Source organism: Micromonospora sp. NPDC002575, from assembly GCF_042889525.1.
Classification (GTDB): Bacteria; Actinomycetota; Actinomycetes; order Mycobacteriales; family Micromonosporaceae; genus Micromonospora; species Micromonospora carbonacea.
This window is the reverse complement of sequence record NZ_JBIARA010000001.1, coordinates 749,794-774,397: the sequence shown is the minus strand read 5'-3', so window position 1 is coordinate 774,397 and position 24,604 is coordinate 749,794. Positions and strand designations below refer to the sequence as shown.

At 72.8% G+C, this 24,604-nt stretch carries 19 protein-coding genes, 1 tRNA gene, 2 rRNA genes and 1 pseudogene; 11 read left to right on the top strand and 12 right to left on the bottom strand.

Going from position 1 to position 24,604, the window contains the following annotated elements; all coding sequences use genetic code 11:
- The 3 genes from ACFYWL_RS03545 to ACFYWL_RS03535 form a co-directional block, all read left to right on the top strand.
- Positions 1–469, top strand: a 23S ribosomal RNA gene (locus tag ACFYWL_RS03545); the annotation flags it as partial.
- 80 nt (positions 470–549) lie between these two features.
- Positions 550–666, top strand: a 5S ribosomal RNA gene (rrf, locus tag ACFYWL_RS03540).
- Between the two features lie 253 nt (positions 667–919).
- Positions 920–1,546, top strand: coding sequence for an NADPH-dependent F420 reductase (locus ACFYWL_RS03535; RefSeq protein ID WP_386966637.1), 627 nt, complete (start codon positions 920–922; stop codon positions 1,544–1,546).
- A 103-nt stretch (positions 1,547–1,649) separates the two neighbouring features.
- Here ACFYWL_RS03535 and ACFYWL_RS03530 read toward each other — a convergent pair whose 3' ends face one another.
- Entirely contained in the window at positions 1,650–3,473 is a 1,824-nt protein-coding gene (locus tag ACFYWL_RS03530; RefSeq protein WP_386966635.1) for a VanW family protein, read from the bottom strand.
- Positions 3,474–4,096: 623 nt separating this feature from the next.
- Here ACFYWL_RS03530 and ACFYWL_RS03525 point away from each other — a divergent pair.
- Together ACFYWL_RS03525 and ACFYWL_RS03520 are read left to right on the top strand one after the other, a co-directional pair.
- Positions 4,097–4,639 (top strand): DUF6230 family protein, encoded by a 543-nt coding sequence (locus tag ACFYWL_RS03525; protein WP_043966355.1) that lies wholly within the window; start codon positions 4,097–4,099, stop codon positions 4,637–4,639.
- 82 nt (positions 4,640–4,721) lie between these two features.
- A complete protein-coding gene (locus ACFYWL_RS03520) occupies positions 4,722–6,188 on the top strand; it encodes a DUF6114 domain-containing protein (protein ID WP_386966633.1) in 1,467 nt (488 codons plus the stop codon).
- Positions 6,189–6,254: 66 nt separating this feature from the next.
- Here the strand turns inward: ACFYWL_RS03520 and ACFYWL_RS03515 are convergent, their stop codons facing one another.
- Together ACFYWL_RS03515 and ACFYWL_RS03510 are read right to left on the bottom strand one after the other, a co-directional pair.
- On the bottom strand, positions 6,255–7,925 hold the full coding sequence (locus ACFYWL_RS03515; protein ID WP_386966630.1) for a DUF885 domain-containing protein: 1,671 nt from the start codon (positions 7,923–7,925) through the stop codon (positions 6,255–6,257).
- 52 nt (positions 7,926–7,977) lie between these two features.
- Complete coding sequence (locus tag ACFYWL_RS03510) at positions 7,978–8,577, bottom strand: Uma2 family endonuclease (protein WP_386966628.1); 600 nt, start codon at positions 8,575–8,577, stop codon at positions 7,978–7,980.
- Positions 8,578–8,693: 116 nt separating this feature from the next.
- On the opposite strand from ACFYWL_RS03510, the pseudogene ACFYWL_RS03505 reads away from it, so the two are divergent.
- Positions 8,694–9,804, top strand: a pseudogene (locus tag ACFYWL_RS03505) (DMT family transporter); the annotation flags it as partial.
- Here the strand turns inward: ACFYWL_RS03505 and ACFYWL_RS03500 are convergent.
- The 3 genes from ACFYWL_RS03500 to ACFYWL_RS03490 form a co-directional block, all read right to left on the bottom strand.
- Positions 9,693–10,757 (bottom strand): PHP domain-containing protein, encoded by a 1,065-nt coding sequence (locus ACFYWL_RS03500; RefSeq protein WP_386966625.1) that lies wholly within the window; start codon positions 10,755–10,757, stop codon positions 9,693–9,695. The pseudogene ACFYWL_RS03505 and the gene ACFYWL_RS03500 sit on opposite strands and share 112 nt — an antisense overlap.
- A 77-nt stretch (positions 10,758–10,834) precedes the next feature.
- A complete protein-coding gene (locus ACFYWL_RS03495) occupies positions 10,835–13,747 on the bottom strand; it encodes a glycosyl hydrolase (protein WP_386966623.1) in 2,913 nt (970 codons plus the stop codon).
- Between the two features lie 196 nt (positions 13,748–13,943).
- The gene (locus ACFYWL_RS03490; protein WP_386966786.1) at positions 13,944–14,567 is read right to left on the bottom strand and encodes a M23 family metallopeptidase; all 624 of its coding nucleotides are present in this window, start codon (positions 14,565–14,567) and stop codon (positions 13,944–13,946) included.
- Positions 14,568–14,800: 233 nt separating this feature from the next.
- On the opposite strand from ACFYWL_RS03490, the gene ACFYWL_RS03485 reads away from it, so the two are divergent.
- From ACFYWL_RS03485 to ACFYWL_RS03470, 4 genes are all read left to right on the top strand, one after another.
- Positions 14,801–15,196, top strand: coding sequence for a hypothetical protein (locus ACFYWL_RS03485; protein ID WP_386966620.1), 396 nt, complete (start codon positions 14,801–14,803; stop codon positions 15,194–15,196).
- 112 nt (positions 15,197–15,308) lie between these two features.
- Positions 15,309–15,476 carry a hypothetical protein gene (locus ACFYWL_RS03480; RefSeq protein ID WP_176734415.1) on the top strand — a complete coding sequence of 56 codons (168 nt, stop codon included), beginning with the start codon at positions 15,309–15,311 and terminating at the stop codon, positions 15,474–15,476.
- A 137-nt stretch (positions 15,477–15,613) separates the two neighbouring features.
- Positions 15,614–16,138: a tRNA adenosine deaminase-associated protein gene (locus ACFYWL_RS03475; RefSeq protein WP_386966618.1), complete on the top strand. Its 525-nt coding sequence runs from the start codon at positions 15,614–15,616 to the stop codon at positions 16,136–16,138.
- Positions 16,139–16,373: 235 nt separating this feature from the next.
- Positions 16,374–16,907: a nucleoside deaminase gene (locus ACFYWL_RS03470; protein WP_386966783.1), complete on the top strand. Its 534-nt coding sequence runs from the start codon at positions 16,374–16,376 to the stop codon at positions 16,905–16,907.
- A gap of 150 nt (positions 16,908–17,057) precedes the next feature.
- Here ACFYWL_RS03470 and deoD read toward each other — a convergent pair whose 3' ends face one another.
- Positions 17,058–17,765, bottom strand: a complete 708-nt coding sequence (gene deoD, locus ACFYWL_RS03465) for a purine-nucleoside phosphorylase (RefSeq protein WP_386966616.1) — start codon at positions 17,763–17,765, stop codon at positions 17,058–17,060.
- Positions 17,766–17,840: 75 nt separating this feature from the next.
- Between deoD and ACFYWL_RS03460 the strand changes: the two genes are divergently transcribed.
- A tRNA-Ser gene (locus ACFYWL_RS03460) sits at positions 17,841–17,927 on the top strand.
- A gap of 89 nt (positions 17,928–18,016) precedes the next feature.
- Here the strand turns inward: ACFYWL_RS03460 and ACFYWL_RS03455 are convergent.
- From ACFYWL_RS03455 to ACFYWL_RS03435, 5 genes are all read right to left on the bottom strand, one after another.
- Positions 18,017–19,054 (bottom strand): hypothetical protein, encoded by a 1,038-nt coding sequence (locus tag ACFYWL_RS03455; protein WP_386966613.1) that lies wholly within the window; start codon positions 19,052–19,054, stop codon positions 18,017–18,019.
- Positions 19,055–19,168: 114 nt separating this feature from the next.
- On the bottom strand, positions 19,169–21,244 hold the full coding sequence (locus ACFYWL_RS03450) for an NACHT domain-containing protein (protein WP_386966611.1): 2,076 nt from the start codon (positions 21,242–21,244) through the stop codon (positions 19,169–19,171).
- 137 nt (positions 21,245–21,381) lie between these two features.
- On the bottom strand, positions 21,382–21,984 hold the full coding sequence (locus ACFYWL_RS03445) for a hypothetical protein (protein ID WP_386966609.1): 603 nt from the start codon (positions 21,982–21,984) through the stop codon (positions 21,382–21,384).
- Positions 21,981–22,595 carry a hypothetical protein gene (locus ACFYWL_RS03440; RefSeq protein WP_386966606.1) on the bottom strand — a complete coding sequence of 205 codons (615 nt, stop codon included), beginning with the start codon at positions 22,593–22,595 and terminating at the stop codon, positions 21,981–21,983. Before ACFYWL_RS03440 ends, ACFYWL_RS03445 begins: the two co-directional genes overlap by 4 nt.
- Positions 22,596–22,801: 206 nt before the next feature.
- On the bottom strand, positions 22,802–24,466 hold the full coding sequence (locus ACFYWL_RS03435; protein WP_386966604.1) for a hypothetical protein: 1,665 nt from the start codon (positions 24,464–24,466) through the stop codon (positions 22,802–22,804).
- Positions 24,467–24,604 lie beyond the last annotated feature (138 nt).

The following is a 24,604-nucleotide window of genomic DNA, read 5'->3' as shown; positions in this document are numbered from 1 at the left end:
AGGTACCCCGGGGATAACAGGCTGATCTTCCCCAAGAGTCCATATCGACGGGATGGTTTGGCACCTCGATGTCGGCTCGTCGCATCCTGGGGCTGTAGCAGGTCCCAAGGGTTGGGCTGTTCGCCCATTAAAGCGGTACGCGAGCTGGGTTTAGAACGTCGTGAGACAGTTCGGTCCCTATCCGCCGTGCGCGTAGGATACTTGAGAAGGGCTGTCCCTAGTACGAGAGGACCGGGACGGACGAACCTCTGGTGTGCCAGTTGTCCCGCCAGGGGCACGGCTGGTTGGCTACGTTCGGAAGGGATAACCGCTGAAAGCATCTAAGCGGGAAGCCTGCTTCAAGATGAGGTATCCCACCCACTTTTGGTGGGGTAAGGCCCCCAGCTAGACGACTGGGTTGATAGGCCGGAGATGTAAGCTCGGTAACGGGTTGAGTTGACCGGTACTAATAGGCCGAGGACTTGACTACAAAGCTGCTACGCGTCCACTGTGCAACTCTGAACAAACAGACACCCACCCGTGTAGGGTTGTTTGATATGTTCATAGAGTTACGGCGGTCATGGCGGAGGGGAAACGCCCGGTTACATTCCGAACCCGGAAGCTAAGCCCTCCAGCGCCGATGGTACTGCACTCGGGAGGGTGTGGGAGAGTAGGACACCGCCGGACATTCTTTCGTTCAGGGCCACCCCGGTTGGGGTGGCCCTGAACCGTTTCCAGAACCATTCCCCCGAATGCTCCCGCCGGTGCCGTCGGGCTCGGTAGCGTCGGTTCGGGGCCCGCCGTCGGCGGCGTTCCCCGTGACCGTGGCCGGAAAACCGTACGTGGCGTTCCCCTCCAACACTGTTGGGACGCGCCGGTCGGGGTACCTGCCCACAGTCCGACCGGATCTGACCGCCGGGAGGCGGAGGCAGGAGTGGTCATGAAGATCGGAATCATCGGGTCGGGGCACATCGGTGGCACCCTCACCCGTCGGTTGAGCGCCCTGGGCCACGACGTGACGGTCACCAACTCGCGGGGACCGGCGTCCCTCGGCGACCTGGCGCGGGAGACTGGCGCGACCGCGGGAACCCTGGAGCAGGCCGTCGAGCGGGCCGACGTGGTCGTGGTGGCCATCCCGCTGCGGGCGGTGCCGGATCTTCCAGCCGGGATCTTCGAGGGCAGGATCGTGGTGGACGCCGACAACTACTACCCCCAGCGGGACGGCGACATCGCCGAGCTGCTGGACCGCAGCCTCAGCTCCAGCCGCTGGACGGCCGAGCACCTGAAGGGCGCCCGGGTGGTGAAGGCGTTCAACAACATCCGGGCCCAGCACCTCATGGACAACGGGCGACCGGCCGGCGCGTCCGACCGGATCGGGCTGCCGGTGGCCGGCGACGACGCCGACGCCAAGCGCGTCGTGATGGAACTGGTCGATGCCCTGGGCTTCGACCCGGTGGACGCCGGCACCCTCGACGAAAGCTGGCGGCAGCAGCCCGACACGCCCGTGTACGGCACCGACCGCGACGCCGACGGCGTACGCCAGGGACTGGCCGACGCGCGGCCCTGAGCGCCTCTTGTGGGCGGCGGGGCGCGTCTCGCGTACTCGAAACTGGGATGCCCCGCCGGCGAGGTGCCGGCGGGGCATCGGTGTGTCCGGGGTGGGGCGGGCCTCAGTCGGCGGGGCCGCCGCAGACGTAGCGGGGCTCGGCCAGGTAACGCCAGGTGAACTTCTCCCGCTTGACCACCTTGCCGTCCTTCTTGATGACCCGGAAGGCGTCCTGGGTGAAGCCGTCGATGCCGTTGCTGGGGATGCACGACGGGCCGGGCTTGAGGTGGATCGTCTTCGGCTTGGTGACGTCCCGGCGGGGGCCGTACTCCGTCTTGACGCTGTCGTAGATCTTCGTGCTCCAGATCGACACGGTCACCGAGCTGGCGGTGGTGGAGGTGTCGATGAGGACGCCGTACTTCGTGTTGTTGCGGAACTTGAAGTCGAGGTTCGGCCAGAAGATCGTCGACTCGATGACCGGCGGGTACCGGCTGAACCAGTAGGAGTGCGGCTTGTGCTCGACGTCCTCCAGGCCCGCGTAGTAGGTGGCGTTGAACAGGGTGGTGGTGAACTGGGAGGTGCCCCCGCCCACGCCGGGGACGAGCTTGCCGTCGAGGATCACCGGGGCGTCCTGGTAGCCCTGGGCGTAGCCGCGCTCGCCGGTGTGGCCGTTGAGGGAGAACGTCTCGCCGGGCAGCACCACCGTCCCGTCGACGTCCTTGGCGATCTGGACGATGTTCTGGCTGCGGGGCGACGACAGGCCGCCGGTGAAGTGGGTGGTGAACCGGGAGACCCGCTCGACGATGCCCAGCCCGGCCAGCTTCTCGGTGGTCAGCTTCGGCTGGGTCTCCTTGAGCCGGCCGGTGACCTTCCGGTCGTCGGCGCGGGGCAGGACGGCGAGCAGGTCGCGGCTGAGCGCGGCGCTGTCGAGCTGCTGGCCGGGGCGCCCGTCGACCGGCTTCGGCTTGCCTCCGGTGACCGTCATCCGGGCGTCGCGGGGCTCGGTCTCGATGGCGTCCAGCTTGTCGCCGAGGGCGGCCCGCAGCCGCTTCACGTCGACGCGGGGGGTCAGCTTCCCGGCGTCGTCGGCGGTGAAGCGCAGGCTCCGGGCGATGGCGGCCGGCGGGATGGCGACGGAACCCTTGTCGGTGTCGAGGGTGACGGGGGCGGCGACGGCGGGGCGGGCCAGCTCGGCGACGAGCTTGTCGACCTCCTCGGCGCTGGTCGCCGGCGTGCTCTCCACCAGCGGCACGGTCACCGGCTGCCCGGAGAGCCAGCCATCGCGGACCGCCTGGGCCGAGCGTTGCGGGTCGAGCGCGAGGCCCGACTTGGGGCGTACCGGCTTGGGGGTGGTGCCGGTGAAGATGATGGCCGGCACGGTCCACTCGCGGGTCTGATCGCCGGCCGCCTTGCGCAGGGCGGCGTCGAGCCGGGCGGCGTCGACGGTCACCACCGGGGCGACGGCGCGGGAGCCGACGAGGCGGCTCACCGGGTGCGCCTGGGCCTTGGCCGCCGCGTCCACGGTCGCTTCGACGTCCACCGCGAGCCCCACGTCGGCGGGGGCGAACTCCAGGCTCTTCTCGCCGACGGTCACCCGCAGGGGGGTGGCCGGGGTGCCCGCCCGCTCCAGCTCCGCGCGTAGCTCGCGGATCGCGTCGGCGCGGCTGCGTCCGCCCAGCTCGGTGCCGAGCACGGTCGTCCCGCGCGGGACGTCGCCGGCGTAGGCGTAGGCGCCCACCCCGCCGACGGTGGCCAGGACGGCGGTGCCGACGCCGGCGGCGAGCAGGACCCGCAGCCTGCGGCTGCGCCGGGCCGGCCCGGCGTCGCCCGTGGCCGGTGCGGCTGCCGGTGCGACCGGGTCCGGCTCGTCGACCGGCCAGCTCACCGCGGTCACCTTGACGGTCGGCCGGTCGTCGGCGGGCGGTCGTGTTTCGCCGTACAGAGTCACAGCAACCTCGATCGGTACGTACCACGTGGGAGCCTCTCCCACCCGGGCGGGAGACACCTACGGTAGCCAACGGCGGGGCCGTCCGGCAGTCTGCGTCCCCGGCCGTGTCCGGGCAGCGTGTCGGCGTTCGGCGCACCGGGTGTCCGTCGGGCTCCGGGAGGCTGGCCAAGCGGGATTCTCCCGGGCCGGGACCGCCACCCGCCTGAAAGGGCGGTCGATGGATCACTCTCAGCGGTCTGGCAGGTTCCCGTTACCAAAAAGTTACCGGCGGGTATCACGGCTACGTCGCGTGAGCCTCACCGCGCCGCCTGTCGCACTCGGGCCGGTTTGTCCAGTCGGGTCTCGGGGCTGGCGCTGACCGATGGTGACCATATCCGATCTTGGTGGCGCGGGCGAGTTACCCGTCGGTAGCAAGGGTCTTGTGACCTGGGTCGCTTCGCGGCAGCATCCAAACCGCACGCTGCGCGCGCCGTCCGGCCAGCGGATCGCAGCAGCCACCGCAGCTTCCCCCACCCCCCGAGCCGCGATCGCGCGCTCGGTGACCCCCGTCCGAGGAGGACCTCGTGAAGGATTCGGAAGACCGTCTGGAGCAGGGCGGCACCCGTTGGCGGCGGTTCGCCGCGATGATGGTGCCCGCGACCGCCGTCGCCGGCGCCATCGTCTTCGGCATGGCCAACGGCGCGATCGCGGCGTCGTTCGCCGTCTCCGGCCAGACCTTCAAGGTCGGCGCCTCGAAGCTGGAGGGCACCGGCTTCAAGCAGTACGGCGGGTTCGTCAAGGAGAAGGACGGCACCGCCCACCCGGTGGCGGTGTCCGAGATCGCGGACGCCAAGCTCTACGACCTGTGCCAGTCGGTGAAGATCCCGGACCTGCCGATCGTGCTCACCATCAACGCCGGTGGCGGCGGCAACCCGGCCACCGCCAAGGGCCTGCTCATCGACATGGACTCCCTGGGCGGCGACGCCGAGTTCAAGAACATCAAGATCGGCCGGGACGCCACCGACCTCAACGAGGGGGCCACCGCGAAGTCGTTCGGCCAGAGCGCCGACAGCGTGACCATCACCGACCTGGAGCAGGTGGCCCGCTCCACCAGCGCCGCGATCTTCACCCTCAACGGGCTGAAGCTCAAGGTCAACGTGGGCGCCGCCGCCAAGGAATGCTTCTGAGCTAGCCACCGGGGCTCGTGGGGGTGCCTGCCACGGGCCCCGGCCCTCTCTCGTCGCCAGTGAGCACCGCCAGGAGGAGTACGTGACGACCGCCAACCCGCAGCACGCCCAGCCGGGCCGGGTCAGCCAGGCGTGGCGCAACTTCCGCCGCTGGCGTCGGGCCCGTCCCTTCTGGGGCGGCCTGTTCACCGCGCTGGCCGGGCTGGAGATCTTCTCCACCACCCAGATGAGCCTCAGCGGCCTGAGCTTCCAGATGGGCCCCACCGGCTTCCTGTCCTGGCTGATCCCGGTGATCCTGGTGGCCTGCGGAATGCTGATGTGGTTCAGCCTGCAGCAGCGGATGTTCTACGCGATCGTCGGCGCCGTGACCGCCGTGTTCTCGCTCATCGGGGTCAACCTCGGCGGCTTCTTCGTCGGCCTGCTCCTCGGCATGGTCGGCAGCGCCCTCGGCTTCGCCTGGATGCCCGCCCGCCGACCGGCCGCCGCGCCGCCCCCGCAGCCGGAGTCGCCGCCCGCCGGCCGGGGCGACGACAGCACCCAGGTGCTGCCGGTGGTCGGGGCGGACGGCCGCCCGCAGCCCCGGCCGGCCGGGGACGGCCCGGGCCGGCGCGACGCGCAGCGGGACCCGAGGCTGCTGGCGATCACCCTGGTGCTGCTCAGCGTCTCGGCCGCCGGGGCGCTGGCGCTGCGCGACCAGGCCCCGGTGCAGGCCGCCCCCGCCGCGGCGTGCCCCACCCCGCCCGCCACCCGCCCGGCCGAGCCCGAGCCGTCGGCGTCCCGCCCGGCCGGCAAGAGCCCCAGCCCCAGTCCTAGCCCCAGCGCGGAGAAGGCGCCCGGGGGCAACGTGCTCACCGACATCCTCGACGGCATCGGCGACCTGTTCACCGGCGGCGGCGACGACACGGGGCCGGCCGCGAGCCCGGAGCCGGGGGACACCGCGCCCACCACCGGCGCACCGACCGCCGGACCGACGGCCACCGCCCGGCCGACCGCCTCGGCGAAGCCGACCCCGGACACGTCGGCCATCCCCGGCAAGCCCGGCGACGGCTGCGCCACCCCCGAGCCCACCGAGCCCGCCGAGGTCGAGCCCGGCGAGCCGCTGCCCAGGATCGCCCCCGAGCCCGGCCAGCCCCGGGTCGCGGCGAAGCCGTCGAAGCTCACCGGCTCGAAGGTCACCATGACCGGGCTGCGCTTCGAGGGGATCGTCGACCTGCCGACCGGCGACGGCACGCTCAAGGCGCTGAAGTTCAGCATGGCCAAGGGGGTCACCGACGACTTCCGGCTCCTGGCGGACGGCCCCGGTGGTCGCAGCCAGCGGTACGTCACGGACCGGCTGACCGTCCAGGGCGACGTGGCGTTCTACGCCACCCGGTTCGTCGGGCGGCTGCTCGGCATCAAGATCACGCTCACGCCCGACCTGCCGTTCCCCGACGGCATCCCGATCACCTCGCCGATCCCGATCACCTTCACCGACCCGGTGATCGACCTCGCGTACGTCCAGTGCGACGTCCTCACCGGCAAGCCGGCGCTGACGCTCGACCTCGCCTGAGCCGGCCCCCGAACGCGACGGCCGGGGCCACACCCCTGGGCCTCGGCCGTCGTGTCCCGTGCGGGCTCAGAGGCGGGCGAGCGCCCGGCGCAGCGGGTCGAGCCCCAGCGCACCGAGGTCCAGCGCCTGCCGGTGGAACTCCCGCAGGTCGAAGTCGGCGCCCTTGCGGGCCTTCGCGTCCTCCCGGGCCTGGAGCCAGATCCGCTCCCCGACCTTGTACGACGGGGCCTGCCCCGGCCAGCCCAGGTAGCGGTTCAGCTCGAAGCGCAGGTTCTCGTCGGGCACCCGGCAGTGCGCCCGCATGAACTCCCAGCCCAGCTCCGGGGTCCACCGCTCGCCCGGGTGGAAGTCGAACGGGTTGTCCTTGGGGATCTCCAGCTCCAGGTGCATGCCGATGTCGACGATCACCCGGGCGGCGCGGAACGCCTGCCCGTCGAGCATGCCGAGCTTGTCGCCCGGGTCCTCCAGGTAGCCCAGCTCGTCCATCAGCCGCTCGGAGTAGAGCGCCCACCCCTCGCCGTGCCCGGAGACCCAGCACAGCAGGCGCTGCCAGCGGTTGAGCAGGTCGGCCCGGACGGCGGTCTGCGCGACCTGGAGGTGGTGGCCCGGGACGCCCTCGTGGTAGACGGTGGTCACCTCCCGCCAGGTGGAGAAGTCGGTGACGCCCTGCGGCACCGCCCACCACATCCGCCCCGGCCGGGAGAAGTCCTCGCTCGGGCCCGTGTAGTAGATCGCGCCGTCGCTGGTCGGGGCGAGGCAGCACTCGATGCGGCGCACCTGCTCCGGGATGTCGAAGTGGGTGCCGTGCAGGTCGCTGATCGCCTTGTCGGCCAGCGCCTGCATCCAGTCCCGGAACGCCTCCTTGCCCGCGATGGTGCGCGCCGGGTCGGCGTCCAGCGCGGCCACCGCCTCGTCGATCGTCGCGCCCGGCCCGACGATCCGCGCGGCCACCGTCCGCATGTCGGCCTCCAGCCGGGCCAGCTCCGCGAACCCCCAGGCGTACGTCTCGTCGAGGTCGACGCGCGCGCCGAGGAAGTACTGCGAGGCCAGCTCGTACCGTTCCCGGCCGGCGGCCTGCTTGTCGCGCCCCAGCGGGGCCAGCTCGTCGCGCAGGAACTGGCCGAACCCGGCGGTGGCGGCGGTGGCCGCCGCCGCGCCCCGGCGCAGCTCCGCCCCGAGCGTGCCGTCGACGCCGAGCCGCTCCACCAGGCCGTGGAAGAAGTTGTCGCCGTTCGGGTCCGTCCAGACGTCGCACTGCTTGGCGACCTCGACGAGCTGCGCCTTCGAGCTGACCCGGCCCGCGCCGGCCGCCTCGCGCAGCGTCGTCTTGTAGCCCTCCAGGGCGCCCGCGAACCGGTTGAGTCGGGCCGCGATGTTGGCCTGCGCCTCCTCGCCCTCGGTGGGCATCAGGTCGAAGACCATGCGGACGTCGTGCAGCCCGCTGGCGATGACGTTGACCTCGCTGGTCGTCTCGCCCGCCTCGTACCGGGCGAGGTCCAGGCCGAGCCGCTCCTGCATGGCCTCCCTGGCCGTCCGCTCGGACTCGGACTCGGGCTCGGTCGCGTCGAGGTCGGCCAGCGTGCGCCGGGTCAGCTCCGCCCGGGCGGCGTAGCCCTCCGGCGACAGGTCGTCGAGCTGGTCGTCGTGTCCGGCGATGCCGACGTAGGTCGCCCCGACGGGGCTCAGCGGCGCCCAGTCGGCGACGTACCGGTCGGCGAGGTCATCGATTCGTCCCACGGGGTGACACTACGCGACCGGGCCGGGCGGTTGTCGAGCGTGATTGCCGTGTTCAGGGCAGCAGCTCGGCCGGGTCGAAGTCGATCGGGAACGGCGCGTCGGCCCGCAGCCGCTCTCCGCTGACCGCCCGTGCGACGGTGTCGTAGACGCCAGACGTGCCGAGGGCGAACAACTCGACCACCGCGCGTTGCAGGCGGCGGGAAACCTCGACCCGCATGAAGTACGGCACGCCGGCCGCCGCGCACCGGCGCGGCTTGTCGACGAAGTCCTGCCGCCGGCTGCCGGGCGAGACGAACTCGACGGCCATGGTGCACAGGCGGGCCGGGATCCAGCGGTCCTCCTCGTCGTTCTTCGGCAGGCCGTGCAGCACGGTGACGTCCGGCTGGATCCAGCGCTGCGGCGTGAAGGTCAGGTTGACCTGGCCGTACACGTAGAAGCCAGCGCACTCGGCGGTGGGGCCCAGGATGCGGATCAGCTTTCCCTCGGCGTAACTGTTCGTGCCGACCTCAGCGGGCGTCATGACCAACCTTCCGTCGATGCACTCGTATCGCACATCGGGCAGCTCCGGCAGCGGGAGGTAGTGCTCCGCGAGCTGGGTGGTCCAGATCCCGTCGAGGTCGACGAGCGGGTCGAAACGCATCGGCATCGCCATCGGGGGCACCTCCTCGGCTGGTCAACGCACCACCACTGTAGGTGGTTCCTGTGGTGGCGGACACGGTGGCGGGAAACCGCGCGACATCGTCGTACCCCTGCGGCAGAGTGTCAGGGGTGAGACCCGATGCCACCCCTGACAGGTCGGCGCTGCGCGGCTGGCTGCCCGGCTTCCTCGCGCTCGCCGTGATCTGGGGTTCCAGCTTCCTGTTCATCAAGGTCGGCGTCCGCGAGCTGCACCCGCTGCACCTCACCCTCTACCGGGTCGCCGCCGGTGCGCTGACCCTGCTCGTCGCGCTGCCGCTGCTGCGCGACCGGCTGCCCCGCGAGCCCCGGATCTGGGCCCACCAGTTCGTGGTCGCCGCGCTGGGCGTGGCCGTGCCGTTCACCCTGTTCGGCTACGGCGAGCAGCGGGTCGAGTCGATGCTGGCCGGGATCTGGAACGCCACCACGCCGCTGATCGTGCTGCCGATGGCGGTGCTGGTGTTCCGCACCGAGCGGCTGACCACCCGCAAGGCCGTCGGGCTGGGGCTCGGCTTCGCCGGGGTGCTCGTGGTGCTCGGCGTCTGGGCGGGCGTCGGCGGCGCCCACTTCACCGGTCAGCTCATGTGCTTCGGCGCGGCGGCCTGCTACGGCTTCGCCATCCCGTACCAGAAGCGGTTCGTCGCGGGCAGCGCCCACTCCGGCCTCTCGCTCTCGGCGACCCAGCTCGTGCTGGGGGCCGCGCAGCTCGCCGTCGTCGGCCCGCTGGCGGCGGGCGCGCCGCCGCTGCCGACCGACCTGTCGGCGGGCGCGCTGGCCAGCGTGCTCGCGCTGGGCGCGCTCGGCACCGGCCTGGCCTTCGTGATCAATCTGCGCAACATCCGGGTGGCGGGGGCGAGCACCGCCTCCACGGTGACCTACCTCGTGCCGATCTTCGCCGTGCTGATCGGGGCGCTGGCGCTCGACGAGCGGCTCACCTGGCACCAGCCCGTCGGCGCGCTGATCGTGCTGGCCGGGGTCGCGGTGACCCAGGGCCTGCTCGGCCCGCGCGGTCGGGCCCGGCCGGTCGACGTCGCCCCGCCGGCCGCCCCGGTCGCCGCCCGCTGACCCGGCGTCCGTCGGGCCGCCCGCCGGTCAGCCCCGGGCCCACGCCACGAGCCGCTCCGCCGGCCAGGTGTTGACCACCCGGTCGGCGGGCACGCCGCACAGGGCCGCCCGCTCGCAGCCGAACCGCTGCCAGTCGAGCTGGCCGGGCGCGTGCGCGTCCGTGTCGATCGCGAACCGGCAGCCCGCCTCCAGCGCCCGCCGGATCAGCCGCTTCGGCGGGTCCTGCCGCTCCGGCCGGGAGTTGATCTCGACGGCCACGTCGTGCTCGGCGCAGGCGGCGAAGACGGCGTCCGCGTCGAAGTCGCTCTCGGCCCGGGTACGCGGCCGGTGCGCCCGGTCGCCCGGCCCCCGCACCCCGGCCGGGCGCGACGACACCATCCGGCCGGTGCAGTGGCCCAGGATGTCCAGGTGCGGGTTGGCGATGGCCGTCAGCATCCGCCGCGTCATCCTGCCCCGCTCGTCGTTGAGGCCGCTGTGCACCGAGCCGACCACCACGTCGAGGCGGGCCAGCAGCTCCTCCTCCTGGTCCAGCGAGCCGTCGGCGAGGATGTCGACCTCGATGCCGGTGAGGATGCGGAACCCCTCGGGCAGCGCCTCGTTCACCGCCGCCACGTGGTCGAGCTGGCGGCGCAGCCGGTCCGCCGTGAGGCCCCGGGCCACCTTCAGCCGGGGCGAGTGGTCGGTCAGCACGACGTACTCGTGGCCCAGCTCGACCGCCGCGAGCGCCATCTCCTCGATGGGCGAGCCGCCGTCGGACCAGTCGGAGTGGGTGTGGCAGTCGCCGCGCAGCGCCTCGCGCAGCGCCGTGGCGGCGGCGTCCAGGTCGGTGCCCTCGGTGGCGACGAGCCGGCGCAGGTAGACCGGCTCCTCGCCGGCCAGCGACTCGGCGACGCAGCGGGCGGTGACGTCGCCGACGCCGGCCAGCTCGGTCAGCTTCCCGGTGCGGGCCCGCTCGGCCAGCTCCGCCGCCGGCAGCGCGGCCAGGGCCGACGCCGCCGACCGGAACGCCCGCACCCGGTAGGTCGCCTCGTTGGCCCGCTCCAGCAGGAACGCGATCCGGCGCAGGTCGGCGATGGGGTCCCGGTCGGTCATGCCCTGCAACCTACGCGCCCGCGCCGCCGGTCGGGGGTACGACCGGCGGCGCGGGTGGTGCGTCGGAGCAGCGAGGATCAGGAGTACGGCAGCTTCACGACCGACTGGTTGCCGAGGCCGAGGGTGCTCGGGCTGCCGCCGATGGCCGACCAGACCTCCACCTTCACGGTGCCGTTGGCGAGGTTGCCGAGCGTGCCGCTGCTGGAGTGCAGCCCGGCGGCCTGGGTGTAGTGCTCGTAGCCGGGGACCGGGTCGGTGGCGAAGTAGCGGTAGGTCTCCACCCGCTCCCAGCTCCCGTTGCCGGTGAGGTCGTAGGAGAGCCGCACCTGCACCCCGTTGCCGACGGCGGTGCCGGCGTCGAGGAACAGGTCGAACGTGGTCTGCCCGCCGGTGTACGCGAAGTTGAGGCCGGTCGCGGTGAACACCTGGGCGTTGGTCGGGGTGCCGTCGTGGTTGCCGTTGGCCGCCGCCACCGTCGTGGTGCCCGCGCCGCCGGCCGCACCGAGCCCGCCCCCGGCGAGCAGGTAGCGCGTCGGCGAGCCGGACGGCGGCGGGGTGGTCGGCGTCGGGCTCGGGCTGGTCGTCGGGCTGGTGGTCGGCGTGGGGCTCGGGGTGCCCGTCGGCGGCACGCCCCCGGCGGCGTTGCCGCCGCTCCACGTGTACGCCCCGGTGGTGGCCGTCTTCCCGGCCCCCACGGTGAGCGTGGCGCCGTCGGAGAACCGCACAGTGATCGGCGCGGCGGTGATGTTCGACGCCACGTACGTCCGCGCCCCGTTGCGGGTGAAGACGGCGCTCAGCGGGTGGTTCGCGGTGACCGTGGTGTCGACCGTGCCGAGCGCGGCGAGGTTGCGGATCCAGTGGAAGGTGTGCGCGCGGCTCTCCCCCTCCTCCGGCGTGTAGCCGGGGTTGGCCCGCAGGTTCGACAGCGCCGTGCCGGCGTCGCCGAGCGCCTGGAACTGCCAGAGGATGTCCTGCCACACCGTCGGCTGCCCGTTGTTGTTGCGCACCAGCTCCGCGTAGTTGGTGCGGACGTACGCGGGGTCGTAGCCGAGGTAGAGGTGGCCGCCGGTGACGGGCAGCAGGTTGATGCCCTGGATCATCTCCGGCTCGGCGCTGAACCAGGTCGCGTACGCGCCCCCGTCGCCCCAGACCATGCCGACCGTCGAGTGCTCGAACCCGGCCGGGAAGTTCTCGTTGGCGTGGTCGAACCAGTACTCCTGGATCGCCGCCGCCTGCGTGGTGTAGAGGAAGATGCCGGCGTCGCGGACGGCCGTGTCGCCGGTGGCCTGGCCCCACTGGATCAGGGCGTTGGCGAAGTTCATCCCCTCCGACGAGGACTCCTGGTTGTTGCCCGCGCCGAACGAGCCGTGCCCGGAGGCCCAGTCGTGGCCGGCGTAGATGTCGAAGTCCCGCAGGTACGGGAACCGGGTGTCGTTGCGGTCGTAGTTGTCGGCGTCGCGGATGAGCAGGTCGACCATGCCGCCGTAGCGGGCGTCGGTGGCCCACTGTGGGTCGAACTTGGCGAGGGTTGCCGCCGCGGCGATGAAGTAGCCGTAGTGGAAGTGGTGGTCGTTGAGCTCCTGGTCGGACCCGTACGAGGCCGGGTAGCCGATCAGCGTGCCCCAGTTCTGGTCGTAGTAGAAGACCTTCGCGGTCTTGCCGGGCGAGGCGGTGAACCAGTCGGTGAGGGTGCTCCGGATGGCGTTCAGCGCGCTGTCGCGGGTGGCCGTGTCGTTGACGAGGTCGGCCACCTCGGCGATCCGGGCGGCCCGGCCGAGGCCCTTGCCCGTCCAGTACGTGTCGCCGCCGCGCTGGTCCATCGGGTTGCCCCGCACGGCGGCGAGCTGGTCACGCAGGGTGGTCAGGTCGGCGCCGGAGCCGTCGCCGACGGCCGGCAGTTCGGGCAGCACCCCGTGGTAGGTCATCGCGGTGCGGAACTGGTTGACGCCGGTGAGGACCTTCATCCGGCCGCGCGCCGACGGATACGTCTGGGTGATCGGCGTGGAGCCGGTCAGCGCCTTCCACTGGTGCGGGTAGAGGCTCACCACGGTCTGCGTGGCGGTGCCCTCCCGGGGGGTGGTGGTGAACGCGTACGTGGTGGTCAGGCGGCTGGCCGCCTGGTCGTACGCGTACGAGACGCGGGTGCCGGTGACGTGGGCGTGCGCGTACCGGCCGTAGGTGGCGGCGAGGCTGGTGCGCTCGGCGGCGGTGCTGCCGGCGGTGGTGGGCAGCAGGGCGACGGAGAAGTAGCCCTTGCCCGCGAGGGTGGACGAGATCCGGCCCCCGCTGACCGTCCAGCTCGCGCCGCTCGGCGCGTACGCGACGTAGTCGTGGCCGGCGACGGTGAAGCCGATGGTCGCGCCACTGTTGGACCACACGGTCGGGGTGCTGCTGGCGTTGACGACGGCGTCGCCGCCGGTGGCCTGGAAGTAGGCGAACGGCAGGCCGTGGCCGATGGTGGCGCGCAGGGTGCGCGCGCCGTCGCTCCAGTACGGGGTGACGGTCCAGTCGGTCCAGCCGGCGACCTTCACCGTCGGTGCGGCGAGCCCGGCGACGCCGACGCGGATGTCCTGGGTGTAGGGGTAGTGGAACTCGCCGACCCCGGTGGCCGTGCCGCTGATCGCGGGGGTCGAGTTGGCCGAGAAGCCGAGGCCGTCGGTGAACGTGTCGTAGGACAGCGGGTGGGCGTGCAGCGGCTCGCTGAAGGCGCAGTCGGTGCGCTTGAACAGCAGCGACGACCACCAGTCGTTGGTGGGCACGGCCCCGGCGGGGGCGTCGGCGGTGACGTGCTGGCGGGGGTTGGTGGAGAGCTGCCCGCAGCCGGAGGGCAGCGGGCCGACGGGCGTGGTGGTGTAGCTGCCCGCGCCGACGGACGCGGCCTGGGCGGGGGCCGTGTTGACGGCCACGGCGAGGCCGCCGGTGGCGAGGGCGAGGACGGTGGACGAGACGAGGGCCCAGAGGCGGCGGCGGTGTGGTGTGGGAGGTGTCACGGGTGCCTCCATCGCGCGGGTGCGCCGGACCGGCCGGCGTCGGCGCTGGGTCGGGATTGGGAGGGTTCGTTACCTGTGAGAGCGCTCTCTATGGCCGGGACGTTAACCGGTATCCGAGACGTCCGTCAATGTGTGCGACCGGTTGAGCCGGGATGTCGCGATTGGACCGTCCCTGGTCCCGCTCCCAGCGACCCGCTCAGTCGGTGCCGGCCGGCGCCTTCGGGCAGCCGTGCTTGCGACGCCACGCGGCCACCTCGGCGGCCGGCTCCCGGTTGCCGCCGCGCCGCCACGAGTCGAGATAGCGGGCCGGCCAGACCACCCCGCGCCGGATCCACCAGTCGCCTCTCCCCGCACACTGCGGGGAGAGCCCGAAGTGCAGGTGGCAGACGTTGTTCGCGTTGCCCGTGCGGCCCACCCGGCCGAGCTGCCTCCCGGCGCGTACCCGCGTGCCGGCGTCGATCCCGTCGGCGATCGCGCTCAGGTGCGAGCCGTAGTAGCGCACCCCGTCGTCGCCCAGCAGCGACACCGACAGGCCGCCGTTGTGGGGGCCCAGCGGCCCCCGCTTGTCGAACCGGTCCACCCGGCTCACTTCGAGGACCGTCCCGTCGGTCACCGCCACCACGGGCTCCCCGCAGTCGGCGAAGATGTCCGTCCCCGGATAGGCGGAGTGGGTCGGGTGGTAGGCGACGTTGCCCGCGCGCACCGGGAAGACGTGCCGCAGGCCGGTGCGGGTCGGGCTGGGCGACGGCGCGACACTCCCCGACGGCGCGATCGGCGACGCCGACGCCGGCGGGCCGGCCGGCTGCCCGCCGGTGACCATCCCGGTCGGCGCCACCCAGCCGGCCCGGGGCGTGCGGTTCGGCGGCGGCGCGCCGCAACCGGCGGCCAGCACCGGCGCGAGCAGCAACAGCACCGGGTACGCCGCGCCCGGGCGACGCCGACGCGGGAAGCGCGAGGACATCCGCCCATCCTGGCAGAACCGCTACGGTGGGGAGGGTACGGTCCGGGGTGTCCACCCCGTGCCCCGCGGCAACCGGCGGACGGAGTGCGGTGATGACCTGGCAGCCGGCCCACCCCGACTGGGCCGACCCGGAGCAGCCGGCCCACCCCGGCTCGCGTACCCCGTCGGGGCTCTTCCCCTCCGGGCCGCCGTCGCGGCCGACCTGGCGCGAACCGCACCCGGTGACCGGGTCGGCGATCGCGTCCGGGGCGGCCGTCACCGCCGCCTGGCTCGTGCTGTTCGCCCTCCTCGGCCGCGACGTCCCCACGTACGCCTGGTGGACGGTCGTCGCCGGCGGGCTGGCCTGGCTGGCCGCCCTGGCGCTGGCCCGCCACGGCGACCGCGGCGTCGCCACCGGCGTCGCGATCGTCACGGCCGGCGGCTGGAGCGTCGCCGCCGCCGTGGTGGCCGTGACCTGGGCGACGACGGGCGACTGGCCCCTGTGGTGACGGGCCCCGCCCGGCCGGACCGGCCGGCCCGCGCTGCCACCCTCGGTCGCCGGCCGGCTGCGCACCGAATCCCGTCTTGACGTACCCGCTTCGACGGCGCACGCTCGGCGGTATGGCCTGGACCACCCCGCGGCTCGACCCCGAGCGGAGCCGCCGCCGCCTCCAGATCCTCGCCGAGCTGGCGGGGGCCAGAGCGGGACGCGAGCGGGAACGGCCCCAGCGCGCGCGCACCGAACGGCTGCGGCAGCTCATCGCCACCCGACGCCGGGTCGCGGGCTGACGGCTGCGGCCGACCGCCACACTTTCCACAGGAATGACCGGCCCTTCGGGGCGTTGACCGGTCGCCTGCCGACCCGACCGGTTAACGTGCACGCGTAACGAGTCGGCGTGCTGTGCCGAGGCAAACTTGGGGGAACCGTGTCGTACTTCGCTGCCGCCGCGGTGCGCGACGGAGGCGGCTGGACCGCCGCAGAGGTGAACCTGCGCGGGGCCACCGACGTCGACGAGGTCGCCGACCGACTGCGGGACGTCGAGCCCGACGCCGATCTGTCGCTGCTCTTCGTCGAGGCCGACGACGCCTACCTGGTCATCCTGCGCCTCGACGAGGGCGAGGACCTGCGGGTGTTCGGCTCCGACTCCGCGTACGCCGAGGAGTCCCGGCTCGGCGCCCTGCTGGTCGGCGACCTGAAGGGGTCGGTCACCGGCTTCGACGACACCGAGGAGCCCCGCCCGAGCACCGGCGACGACGACAGCGAGCAGCCGGCCGTCGACCCCGAGGCGGACCCGGTCGGCGACGCCGACCTCCTCGCCGACCTCGGCATCTCCGCGCAGCGGCTGCTGCGCCTCTGCGCCCACGAGGGCATGCTGCCGGCCGACGTGACCGCCGAGGTGTGCCAGGTCCTCGGCTGCGCCGACGAGGTCGAGGAGCTGCGTGGCGTCTGAGCCGGCGGACGCCACCGACCCGGCGCTGGAGGGCGTACGGCCGGGACAGCCGACCCCGGGGGCGGTCCGGCGGGTCGGGCCGGGCGCCGACGAGGGCCTGGCCGATCTGGGCCTCGCCGATCTGGGCCTCGCCGATCTGGACGGTGGGGATCTGGGCGGCGGGGATCTGGGCGGCGCTGGCCTGGGCGGCACCGGCCTGGGCGGCGCGGGTCGCCGGCAGCGGCACGAGCTGTGGATGCGGCGCGCCCTCCAGATCGCGGTCACCGGCCCCGATCCGGTCCGCGCCGACACGTCGGCCGACGGTGCGGCTGGCGTCGGTGCGGCTGGCGTCGGCGCGGCTCGCCTTGGTGAGCCGGTCGGTGCCGTGCCGGTCGACGACGTGCCGGCCGACGACGTGCCGGTCGGTGCCGTCGTCTACGGCCCCGACGGCGCCGAGCTGGCCGCCGGGCGCAACGAGCGGGAGCTGACCGGGGACCCGACCGCGCACGCGGAGGTGCTGGCGCTGCGCCGGGCCGCCGAACGCCTGGGCCGGTGGCGGCTGGACGGCTGCACCCTCGTGGTGACGCTGGAACCCTGCACGATGTGCGCCGGCGCCATCGTGCTGGCCCGCGTCGCGACGGTCGTGTTCGGGGCCTGGGAGCCCAAGACCGGGGCCGCCGGCTCGCTCTGGGACGTCCTGCGCGACCGGCGGCTCAACCACCGCCCCGAGGTCTACGGCGGGGTGCTGGAGGCGGAGAACTCCGCCGTCCTGCGCGCCTTCTTCCGCTGACCGTCTGCTGGCACCCGACCCGGGCGAGATCGTGCTCGATCCGGGATGTAGTGGCCTCGGCGACGCTCCGATGCCACTCGATCCCCGATCGAGCACGATCTTCCGGCGGCACGCCAGCGTCGGGCGGCACGCCGGGGCGGGTGGGACTGCTCAGGCGATCGCCGCGTCCAGGCCGATCTCGACCATCTGGGAGAAGGTCTGCTCGCGCTCCTCCGACGTGGTCTTCTCGCCGGTCTTGATGTGGTCGCTCACGGTGAGGAGGGTCAGCGCGCGGGCGCGGAACCGCGCGGCGATCGTGTAGAGCGCCGCCGACTCCATCTCCACGGCCAGGACGCCGTAGTCGGCGAGGCTGTCGTAGAGGTCCGGCCGGTCGGTGTAGAAGGCGTCCGCCGCCAGGACCGGGCCCACCCGCATGGTGATGCCGCGCCGCTCGGCCACCTCCACCGACGTACGCAGCAGCCCGAAGTCGGCGACGGGGGCGTAGTCGATCAGCCCGGCGAAGCGCACCCGGTTCATGTTGGAGTCGGTGGACGAGCCGTTGGCCGCCACCACGTCCCGCAGCTTCAGTTCCTCGGACAGCGCCCCGCAGGAGCCGACCCGGATCAGGGTCTTCACGCCGTACTCGTTGATCAGCTCGTGGGCGTAGATCGAGGCGGAGGGCATGCCCATGCCGGACCCCTGGACGGACACCTCCACCCCGTTCCAGCGGCCGGTGAAGCCCAGCATGCCCCGGACCGTCGAGTAGCACCTGGCGTCCTCGAGGTAGGTCTCCGCGATCCACTTGGCCCGCAGCGGGTCGCCCGGCATCAGGACCCGCTCGGCGATCTCTCCCGGCTTCGCGCCGATGTGCGTACTCATGGCAAAGATCCTGCCAGGCCGGCCGGGGGCATACCGGTTCGGCATCCGCGCCCGGGGTCCTGTACCCTCGTCGGCGGTGGCGTGTCCGAGTGGCCTAAGGAGCACGCCTCGAAAGCGTGTGAGGGTTTACGCCCTCCGCGGGTTCAAATCCCGCCGCCACCGCTCGTGACAGGCGAGAACGCCCGGTCGATCCGCGAGGATCGCACCGGGCGTTCCGCATTCCGCCTCGCTCAGGTCAGCCCATGCTCAGGTCAGCCCTTGATCGAGTTGGGCACCACCGGGACGGTCACCGACGTGCCCGCGTTCTTGGTGACGTCCGGCACCAGGATCGTGGTGATCTCGATCTCGGGGCGCTGGGTGCGCTTGGCGATGCTGTCCGTCTCCCGCTGCACGGGGCAGAACGGGAGCCCCAGCCAGTACGTGGCGAAGACCTCCCACGCGGCGGTCTCCAGCCGCCGCAGCTTCTCGACCTTGATGCCCTCGTACTCGCCCTCGCCGATGTCCGGCAGGGCCGCCTTGTCGAACGCCTCCGCCAGCAGGACGACGGTCTCGTCGTACCGGTTGGGGTTGACGGACCGGCCGAGGCCCCAGTCCTCACGCGTCCGGCGCAGCCGCTCCCGGTCATCGTTGCTGACCTTCACATCCTGCTGCTCGCCGACGAGCAGACCCCCCTCGTCCTTCCCCGTCCACCAGCTCGCGTAGTAGGTGCCCTGGTAGCCCTGGCACAGGTAGCGGTTGCCGTTCGGGTGGATTTCCAACAGGAAGGTGTGCACGGACGGGAAGGAACAGTCGAGAAGCAGGATCTGCCCCTGCTGCGGCACCTCGCGGAGAAGCTCCAGCAACCGTTTCCCGGCACCCGAGCCGATCTTCTCCGACTTTCCCGACTCGATGCCGCCGACGAAGGTGGGGTGTTGCTTCTTCAGCTCGGTCAGGATGTTCTCCGCCGTCTTTCCGCAGTTGGCCCAGTTGACGCTGCCCATCGCCATGTTGAACAGGCCCTCGTTGCGGGACTTCACCACGGTGGTGTTGCGCTCGCCCAGGAAGCCGCCGGTCTTCACCCGCATCTGGGCCGCCCGCACGGCCTGCGCCCAGTTGGGGAACGACTCCTTCTCCTCGGGGCCGGACCAGGTGATGAGCTGCGCCAGGATGGCCTGTCGTTCGTGCTCTGCCAACTCCTCGCCGGTCGTCTGCTCGTATTTGCCGAACGCCTGCTCGATCTGCTCGGCGTAGGGGTCGAGGGCGCCCGTGACGCTCAGGTCCGGAATCGGATTCTTGGCGATGGTCAGCACAATCTGCTCCTCGGCGTGGTCGTCGACGTCAAAACGGCGCCGACACCGAACGATGCCGTAGGGGGAGGTGTGCTGCTGTCCGAGATCCGCGGCGCTGTTATCCGCAATCCGATCTCACGGGCGGGAGAGCATCTGGGCGTCGGACGTGGTCAGCCGGTCGGCGAAGAACTCCAGCAGTTCTCGGTGGACGAAGATGTAGCCGTCGCCGACGTCCCGCAGGAACAGGCACTGCACGGCGTAGTCGAGGAACGGCCGCAGCGGCCGGGGCAGGACGCCGTCGCGGGCGAGCCGCCGGCGGACCAGCCACTGTTCGGCCAGCGGCCCGAGCGCGACGGCCACCAGCAGGTACGACGCGGCGAACACCCCGACGACCGCCCCGTACCGGAGGCCGTCGACGCCGGTGCGGGCCAGGCCGACGGGCAACCCGGCGAGGGCGCCGGTGACGACGCCCAGCAGCGGTGCGCCGGTCGCGGCGAAGCGGAGCCGCTGCCGCAGGGCGGGGCTCGGGATCTCGCGCCGCGGCGCGCCGCCGGGCGGGCCGATCAGGTAGAGGTCGAACAGCATGGCGCGGGTGACGGCCAGGGCGACCAGGGTGGTCAGCAGCAACCCGAGCCAGTACGCGAAGTCGGCGAGCAGGCCCGGCCAGCCGCGCAGCTCGTCGGTGAGGCCGAAGGCCAGCCCGACCAGGAGGGCCGCGGCCACGGTCGCCCACCCGACGACGGCGTTGCCGGCCACGTCGCGCAGCTCGTCGGCGGTGCCGGTCACCCAGTTGACCCGGATGGCCCGGTCTTCCGGCCGGCGTTCCCGGGAGGCGATCAGTTCGAGGTCGTCGTAATCTTCGTGGGCCAGAGCGAGCATGGTCAGCGTCGTGGCTGCCAGTCCCACCACGAGGCCGGGCCAGCCGAGCAGCCCGGCTCCGAGCAGGGCGACCAGCCCGCCCACGGCGACGCTGGCCAGCGCCCGGCTGAGCAGGTCCGCGCCGTGGCCGACCCAGAACGGCGACCAGGTCGGGGCGACGAGGTCGAGCACGAAGATGCTCTGCTGGCGCTTGCTCAACTGGTGGCCGAGCACCGTCAGATACTGGACGGCCTGATCCGGCCGGTACGCCGGGTGCGGGCGGTGCCGCAGCATCGTCTCGACGTACCGGGCGAAGAGGCGGGTGCGGCGACCGCCGGGACCGTCGGTCGGGCCGGGACCGTCGGCGTAGGCCAGGCCCATGATGGCGAGCAGCAGGGGCGACCCGGTGAACTCCCACAGGCCCTCGTCGGCGGCGAGGGCGGCCCGGAGGCCGGCGAGGGCGGGCCCGGAGCGGTCCAGGTACCGCTCGATCTGCGGCCGGGTCAGCGGCTGGATCGTCACCGTGCCGTAGACGGGCAGGCCGGTGCGGAGCTCCCGGTACTCCGACTCGCGGCAGCAGATCGCGATCGGTGTGAGCGGCTGCCGGGCGTGGAACGCGGCGATCGCCGCCGCGCACTCGTCGCGGCGGGCCGCGACCACCTCGTCGAGGCCGTCGAGCAGGGGCAGGACCGCGCCGGCCTCGATCCAGGCGGTCGCCTGCCGGGCCGGGATGCCGTAGCGCTCGGTCAGCTCGGCGGCGAGCCACTGCTCCAGTGGCAGGCGTCGGGTGGCCCACGACGACAGGTTCAGCACCACCGGGGCCGGGGCGTCCGGGTCCCGCTCGGCCACGGCGATCAGTTCCCGGGCGAGTTCGAGCAGGGTGGTCGTCTTGCCGGAGCCGGGCGCGCCGAGGATCACCACGGCCCGGTCGAGCCGCTCGAAGAGGCCCGCCACGGACGCGCCCCCGTCGAGGACGCCCGCGAAGCCGTCGCGGTGGGTGGCCCGCAGCGTCCACGGGTACCGCCGGTCGTCGGCCGACGCGGTGACGCCGAGCTGGATGCGCGCCTCGCGGTGCAGGGAGCGTTCCAGCACGCTGGTGATCCAGTACCGACGGACCCGGTCGAGCAGGACCCGGCGGGCGTGCGCGGCGGCCACGCCGGTCACCGGCGCGGACTCGCGGGCCCGCCGGATCTCGACCACCATCAGCGCCACGACCACCACGGCGAGCGCCGGCCAGGCGAGCCACAGGTGCGGCGTCCACTCGTCGGGCAGCGCCCCGGTGGCGACGTTCGTGACGACGCCCAGCAGGGTCACGCAGACCACCGAGAGGACGACCATGGTTACCCGACGCATGCGTCGTCTCTACCGTCCGGCCCGCGTCCGCACAACCCATGATCGGGTACGCGCCGGTCAAGCTGTCAGTGGGAGCCGGACCGCCCGGCTCGGCAGGGGCCGTAGCCCTCGGGTCGGCAGGGACCGTAGCCCTCGGGTCAGCAGGGGCCGTAGCCCTCGGCGAAGAGGCGGCGGGCCCAGTCGGCGTACCCTGCGATGATCTTCCGGACCGTGCGCCCGTCGTGCAGGAAGAGGTACGCGCGGTCGCCGCTGCGCGCCAGCAGCCCGTCGAACCGGTACGTCCGCCGTGGCGCGTCGAGCGGGCTGACCGCCCGGTAGCGGGCCCGGACCTCCTCGACCGGCGTGCCGACGCCGATGCCCTGCGGGGTGCGGACGTTGACCCGCTCCGCCGTGTGGACGGGGTCGTCGAGCCAGAGCAGCACCAGCCGGTCGTCGACGAAGATCGGGCTGACCGCGCCGTGGCCGGCGAGGGTGGGCCCGCAGGTGTCCACGTCGGACGTCAGCATCCCGCGCCGCGTCAGCTCGTCCTCGGTGTCGCCGAACTCGACGTCGGTCAGGCCGTTGAGGTCGACGACCTCGTCGACGTCCTTGCCGGCAGCCGACCGGCCGGCGTCGGGCGGCGGGCCGGGCGGGCGCGCGTCGCCTCCGGCGTCGACCGGCCCCTGTGGACGTACGCCGCTGCCGGCGATCGAGGCAGCCGCGAGCAGTGTCGCAATGAAAACGAATTGTCGCAATTTCATGGAATCCCCCAGTCCCCAACGGGACCGGGGCGCTCAGGTTGCTGCCGATCGCCGGATTCCCCGAATTCCCACTCCTCGGCCAGCTCGTCCCAGTAGTCGGCGGTCAGCCCGCGCCGCCCGTGCGCCAGCCAGCCGGCGGTGTTCCGCTCCAGGTGCAGGCCCAGCTCGGCGAACGGGTCGATCCACCGCCCCGGCTCCGCGCCGATGCGGGTCAACGCCGCGTTCAGCGGCCACTGCCCGCGCGGGGCGTCCAACACGTCGTCGAAGTGCGGCCCCCAGCTCACCGCGCCGGCCAGCCACACCACCGACGCCTGCCGGCCGAGGCCCCCCGAGAACTCCGCCTCCAGGTAGGCCACCGGCCCCGACCGGGACCACCCGGCGAACAGCCCCGCCAGGGCCGGCGACAGCACCAGCTCGAACGGCTGCTCCGGGCCGGGCTCCGTGGCGGCGAAATCCGGCAGCGCCCCGGTCAGCTCCTGCACGAGCTGCGGGGTGACCGGCAGCAGCGCGAAGTCCTGCCGCAGCGCGGCGAGCACCGCGTGGTCCAGGTCGGCGGTCCGCTCGCGGAGCAGCTCGACATCGGCCACCACCGCGCTGATCTGGTAACTCATCGGACCCTCCGCCCGTCCACAGGCTGTGGATAGAACATGTGTACGACCGGGCGTGGCGTGCCGGCGCTGCCCCGGACCGTACCGAACGCACCCCCGGACGACGCCGGGCCGGGGCGGACGCGGAAGAAGGGCCGGCCCCGGACGGGGGGCCGGCCCTTCTCCCAGCGCGGGCGGTAACGGCCGCCCGATCCGCAGAGGTCGCCGGATCAGTAGAACGAGCTGCCGCTCTGCGGACCCGCGATGCGCAGGCCGTAGCGCTGGGGCCAGGCGCGGTCGGTGCGCAGGGACGCGCCGCTCCACGAGGTGGTCTGCGGCACGAGCCCGCCGCTGGACCCGAAGAACGAGGCGATCGACCCCGACGGGTAGCCAGCCGTGTCCGACGCCACCTCCTCGCCGGTCGACGCCACGACGGCGTCCAGCGCGCCGGCGCCGTCGAGGTTCAGCAACGCGACGGAGGCCCCGAACCGGTCCCCGCGCTCGGCCGAGCCCGGCACCACCGAGTGGTTCTGGTCGAAGCCCTGCGCCCCGGTGCCCGTGAGGCCCGAGGAGGAGCCCTTCAGCAGGACGATCATGCCGGCGCTGTCCGTCGAGCCGATGTCCTCGCCGGGTACGCCGACCAGCACGTCCGCCTTGCCGTCGCCGGTCACGTCGCCGGCTGCGAGCGAGCCGCCGAAGCGGTCCTCGGCCTCCGGATCACCCGGCACGCCCGCCGTGCGCTGCGTAATGATCTTGACGGCGCTGGCGGACAGGCCGCCGGACCGGCCCGTGAACGCGGCGATGAGCCCGCCCGTGATGTGCGGGGTCTGCGCGCTGGGCGCGCCGGCGATCACCTCGCCGAGCCCGTCGCCGTTCACGTCGCCGATCGCCAGCGTCTCGCCCAGGTACCAGGCGATCGTGAACTCGTCGCCCGTCGCCGGGTGCACCGCCGCGCCGGTCACCGACGTCGCGCCCGTGGTCGACACGCCGCTCGCCGAGCCCCACATCAGGGTGACCATGCCGCTGCCGTCCCAGGACGTGCCGTCGTTCTCGTGCGGCGCGCCGATGACCAGGTCCGCGTACTTGTTGTTGTCGACCCTGCCGATCGCGAGCGAGAAGCCGAAGTGGTCGTTGGGCTCGGCAGCGCCCGGCACCGCCGCCTGGTCCTGCTGGAGATACTGGGAGCCGGTGGCCGTGAGCCCACCCGACCCGCCGAACAGGACGTAGACCGAGCCGGCGTCCGCCTTGTCCCCGATCGCCTCCCCGTACGCGCCGATCGCCAGGTCGTCGCGGCCGTCCCCGTTGATGTCGCCGGTGGCGAGCGCGCCACCGAACCGGTCGTAGCTCTCCGGCTCGCCCTGCACGTTCGGCGAACTCTGGTTGAAGTGGCCCGCCGCGCCGACCACCAGGCCCGAGGCGCTGCCCGGGATGACCCAGACCCCGCCCGCGTGGGTCTTGTTGCGCGGGTCCACCTCGTCCGAGTCGCCGATCACCAGGTCGTCGTAGCCGTCGCCGTTGAAGTCGCCCGCCACCAGCGCCGTGCCGAAGCAGCCGCACCCGCCCTCCGACGACAGCACGCCAAAGAAGTAGTCGACCTGCGGCGCCGACGAGTAGCGCACGACCACCACGCCGGTCGGATACTGGGGCAGATTGGTCTCGAAGGGATCGCCCGAGGCCGCCAGGTCGTCGCGGCCGTCGCCGTCGAAGTCGGACCGGGTGGCACCCGTCCCCTTCACCGGGGTCACCGCCTTCGCCACCCGGTGATATTGGAGGGCGATGCCCTCCCGGGTGATGGTGCCGAACTCGTCGGCCGCCCGCGCGGGCGCACCGACCGCCAGCCCGGCCACCACGGCCAGGGCCGACACCCCTGCCGCCGTCTTTCGACGTGTTGTCATCCGACGCAACACACAAACCCCCGCTCGTTGTTGGACGCCCCGACACGCTAGGGGGATAGACCAACGCCCATAACCAGGCGAACGGGCGGGTCGGCCGACGACCGGGCATCCCGACCGGCCGAACGGCCGACCCGGTCC

Excerpts from the sequence above, each read along its gene's own strand:
- ACFYWL_RS03510 (WP_386966628.1), bottom strand. The coding sequence starts at position 8,577 with ATGGCGATGCCGATGCGTTTCGACCCGCTCGTCGACCTCGACGGGATC.
- ACFYWL_RS03500 (WP_386966625.1), bottom strand. The coding sequence starts at position 10,757 with ATGACCGACCGGGACCCCATCGCCGACCTGCGCCGGATCGCGTTCCTG.
- ACFYWL_RS03435 (WP_386966604.1), bottom strand. The coding sequence starts at position 24,466 with ATGACAACACGTCGAAAGACGGCGGCAGGGGTGTCGGCCCTGGCCGTG.
- ACFYWL_RS03535 (WP_386966637.1), top strand. The coding sequence starts at position 920 with ATGAAGATCGGAATCATCGGGTCGGGGCACATCGGTGGCACCCTCACC.
- ACFYWL_RS03470 (WP_386966783.1), top strand. The coding sequence starts at position 16,374 with ATGCGGCGCGCCCTCCAGATCGCGGTCACCGGCCCCGATCCGGTCCGC.
- ACFYWL_RS03525 (WP_043966355.1), top strand. The coding sequence starts at position 4,097 with ATGATGGTGCCCGCGACCGCCGTCGCCGGCGCCATCGTCTTCGGCATG.
- deoD (WP_386966616.1), bottom strand. The coding sequence starts at position 17,765 with ATGAGTACGCACATCGGCGCGAAGCCGGGAGAGATCGCCGAGCGGGTC.
- ACFYWL_RS03485 (WP_386966620.1), top strand. The coding sequence starts at position 14,801 with ATGACCTGGCAGCCGGCCCACCCCGACTGGGCCGACCCGGAGCAGCCG.
- ACFYWL_RS03440 (WP_386966606.1), bottom strand. The coding sequence starts at position 22,595 with ATGAGTTACCAGATCAGCGCGGTGGTGGCCGATGTCGAGCTGCTCCGC.
- ACFYWL_RS03445 (WP_386966609.1), bottom strand. The coding sequence starts at position 21,984 with ATGAAATTGCGACAATTCGTTTTCATTGCGACACTGCTCGCGGCTGCC.
- ACFYWL_RS03450 (WP_386966611.1), bottom strand. The coding sequence starts at position 21,244 with ATGCGTCGGGTAACCATGGTCGTCCTCTCGGTGGTCTGCGTGACCCTG.
- ACFYWL_RS03480 (WP_176734415.1), top strand. The coding sequence starts at position 15,309 with ATGGCCTGGACCACCCCGCGGCTCGACCCCGAGCGGAGCCGCCGCCGC.
- ACFYWL_RS03490 (WP_386966786.1), bottom strand. The coding sequence starts at position 14,567 with ATGGTCACCGGCGGGCAGCCGGCCGGCCCGCCGGCGTCGGCGTCGCCG.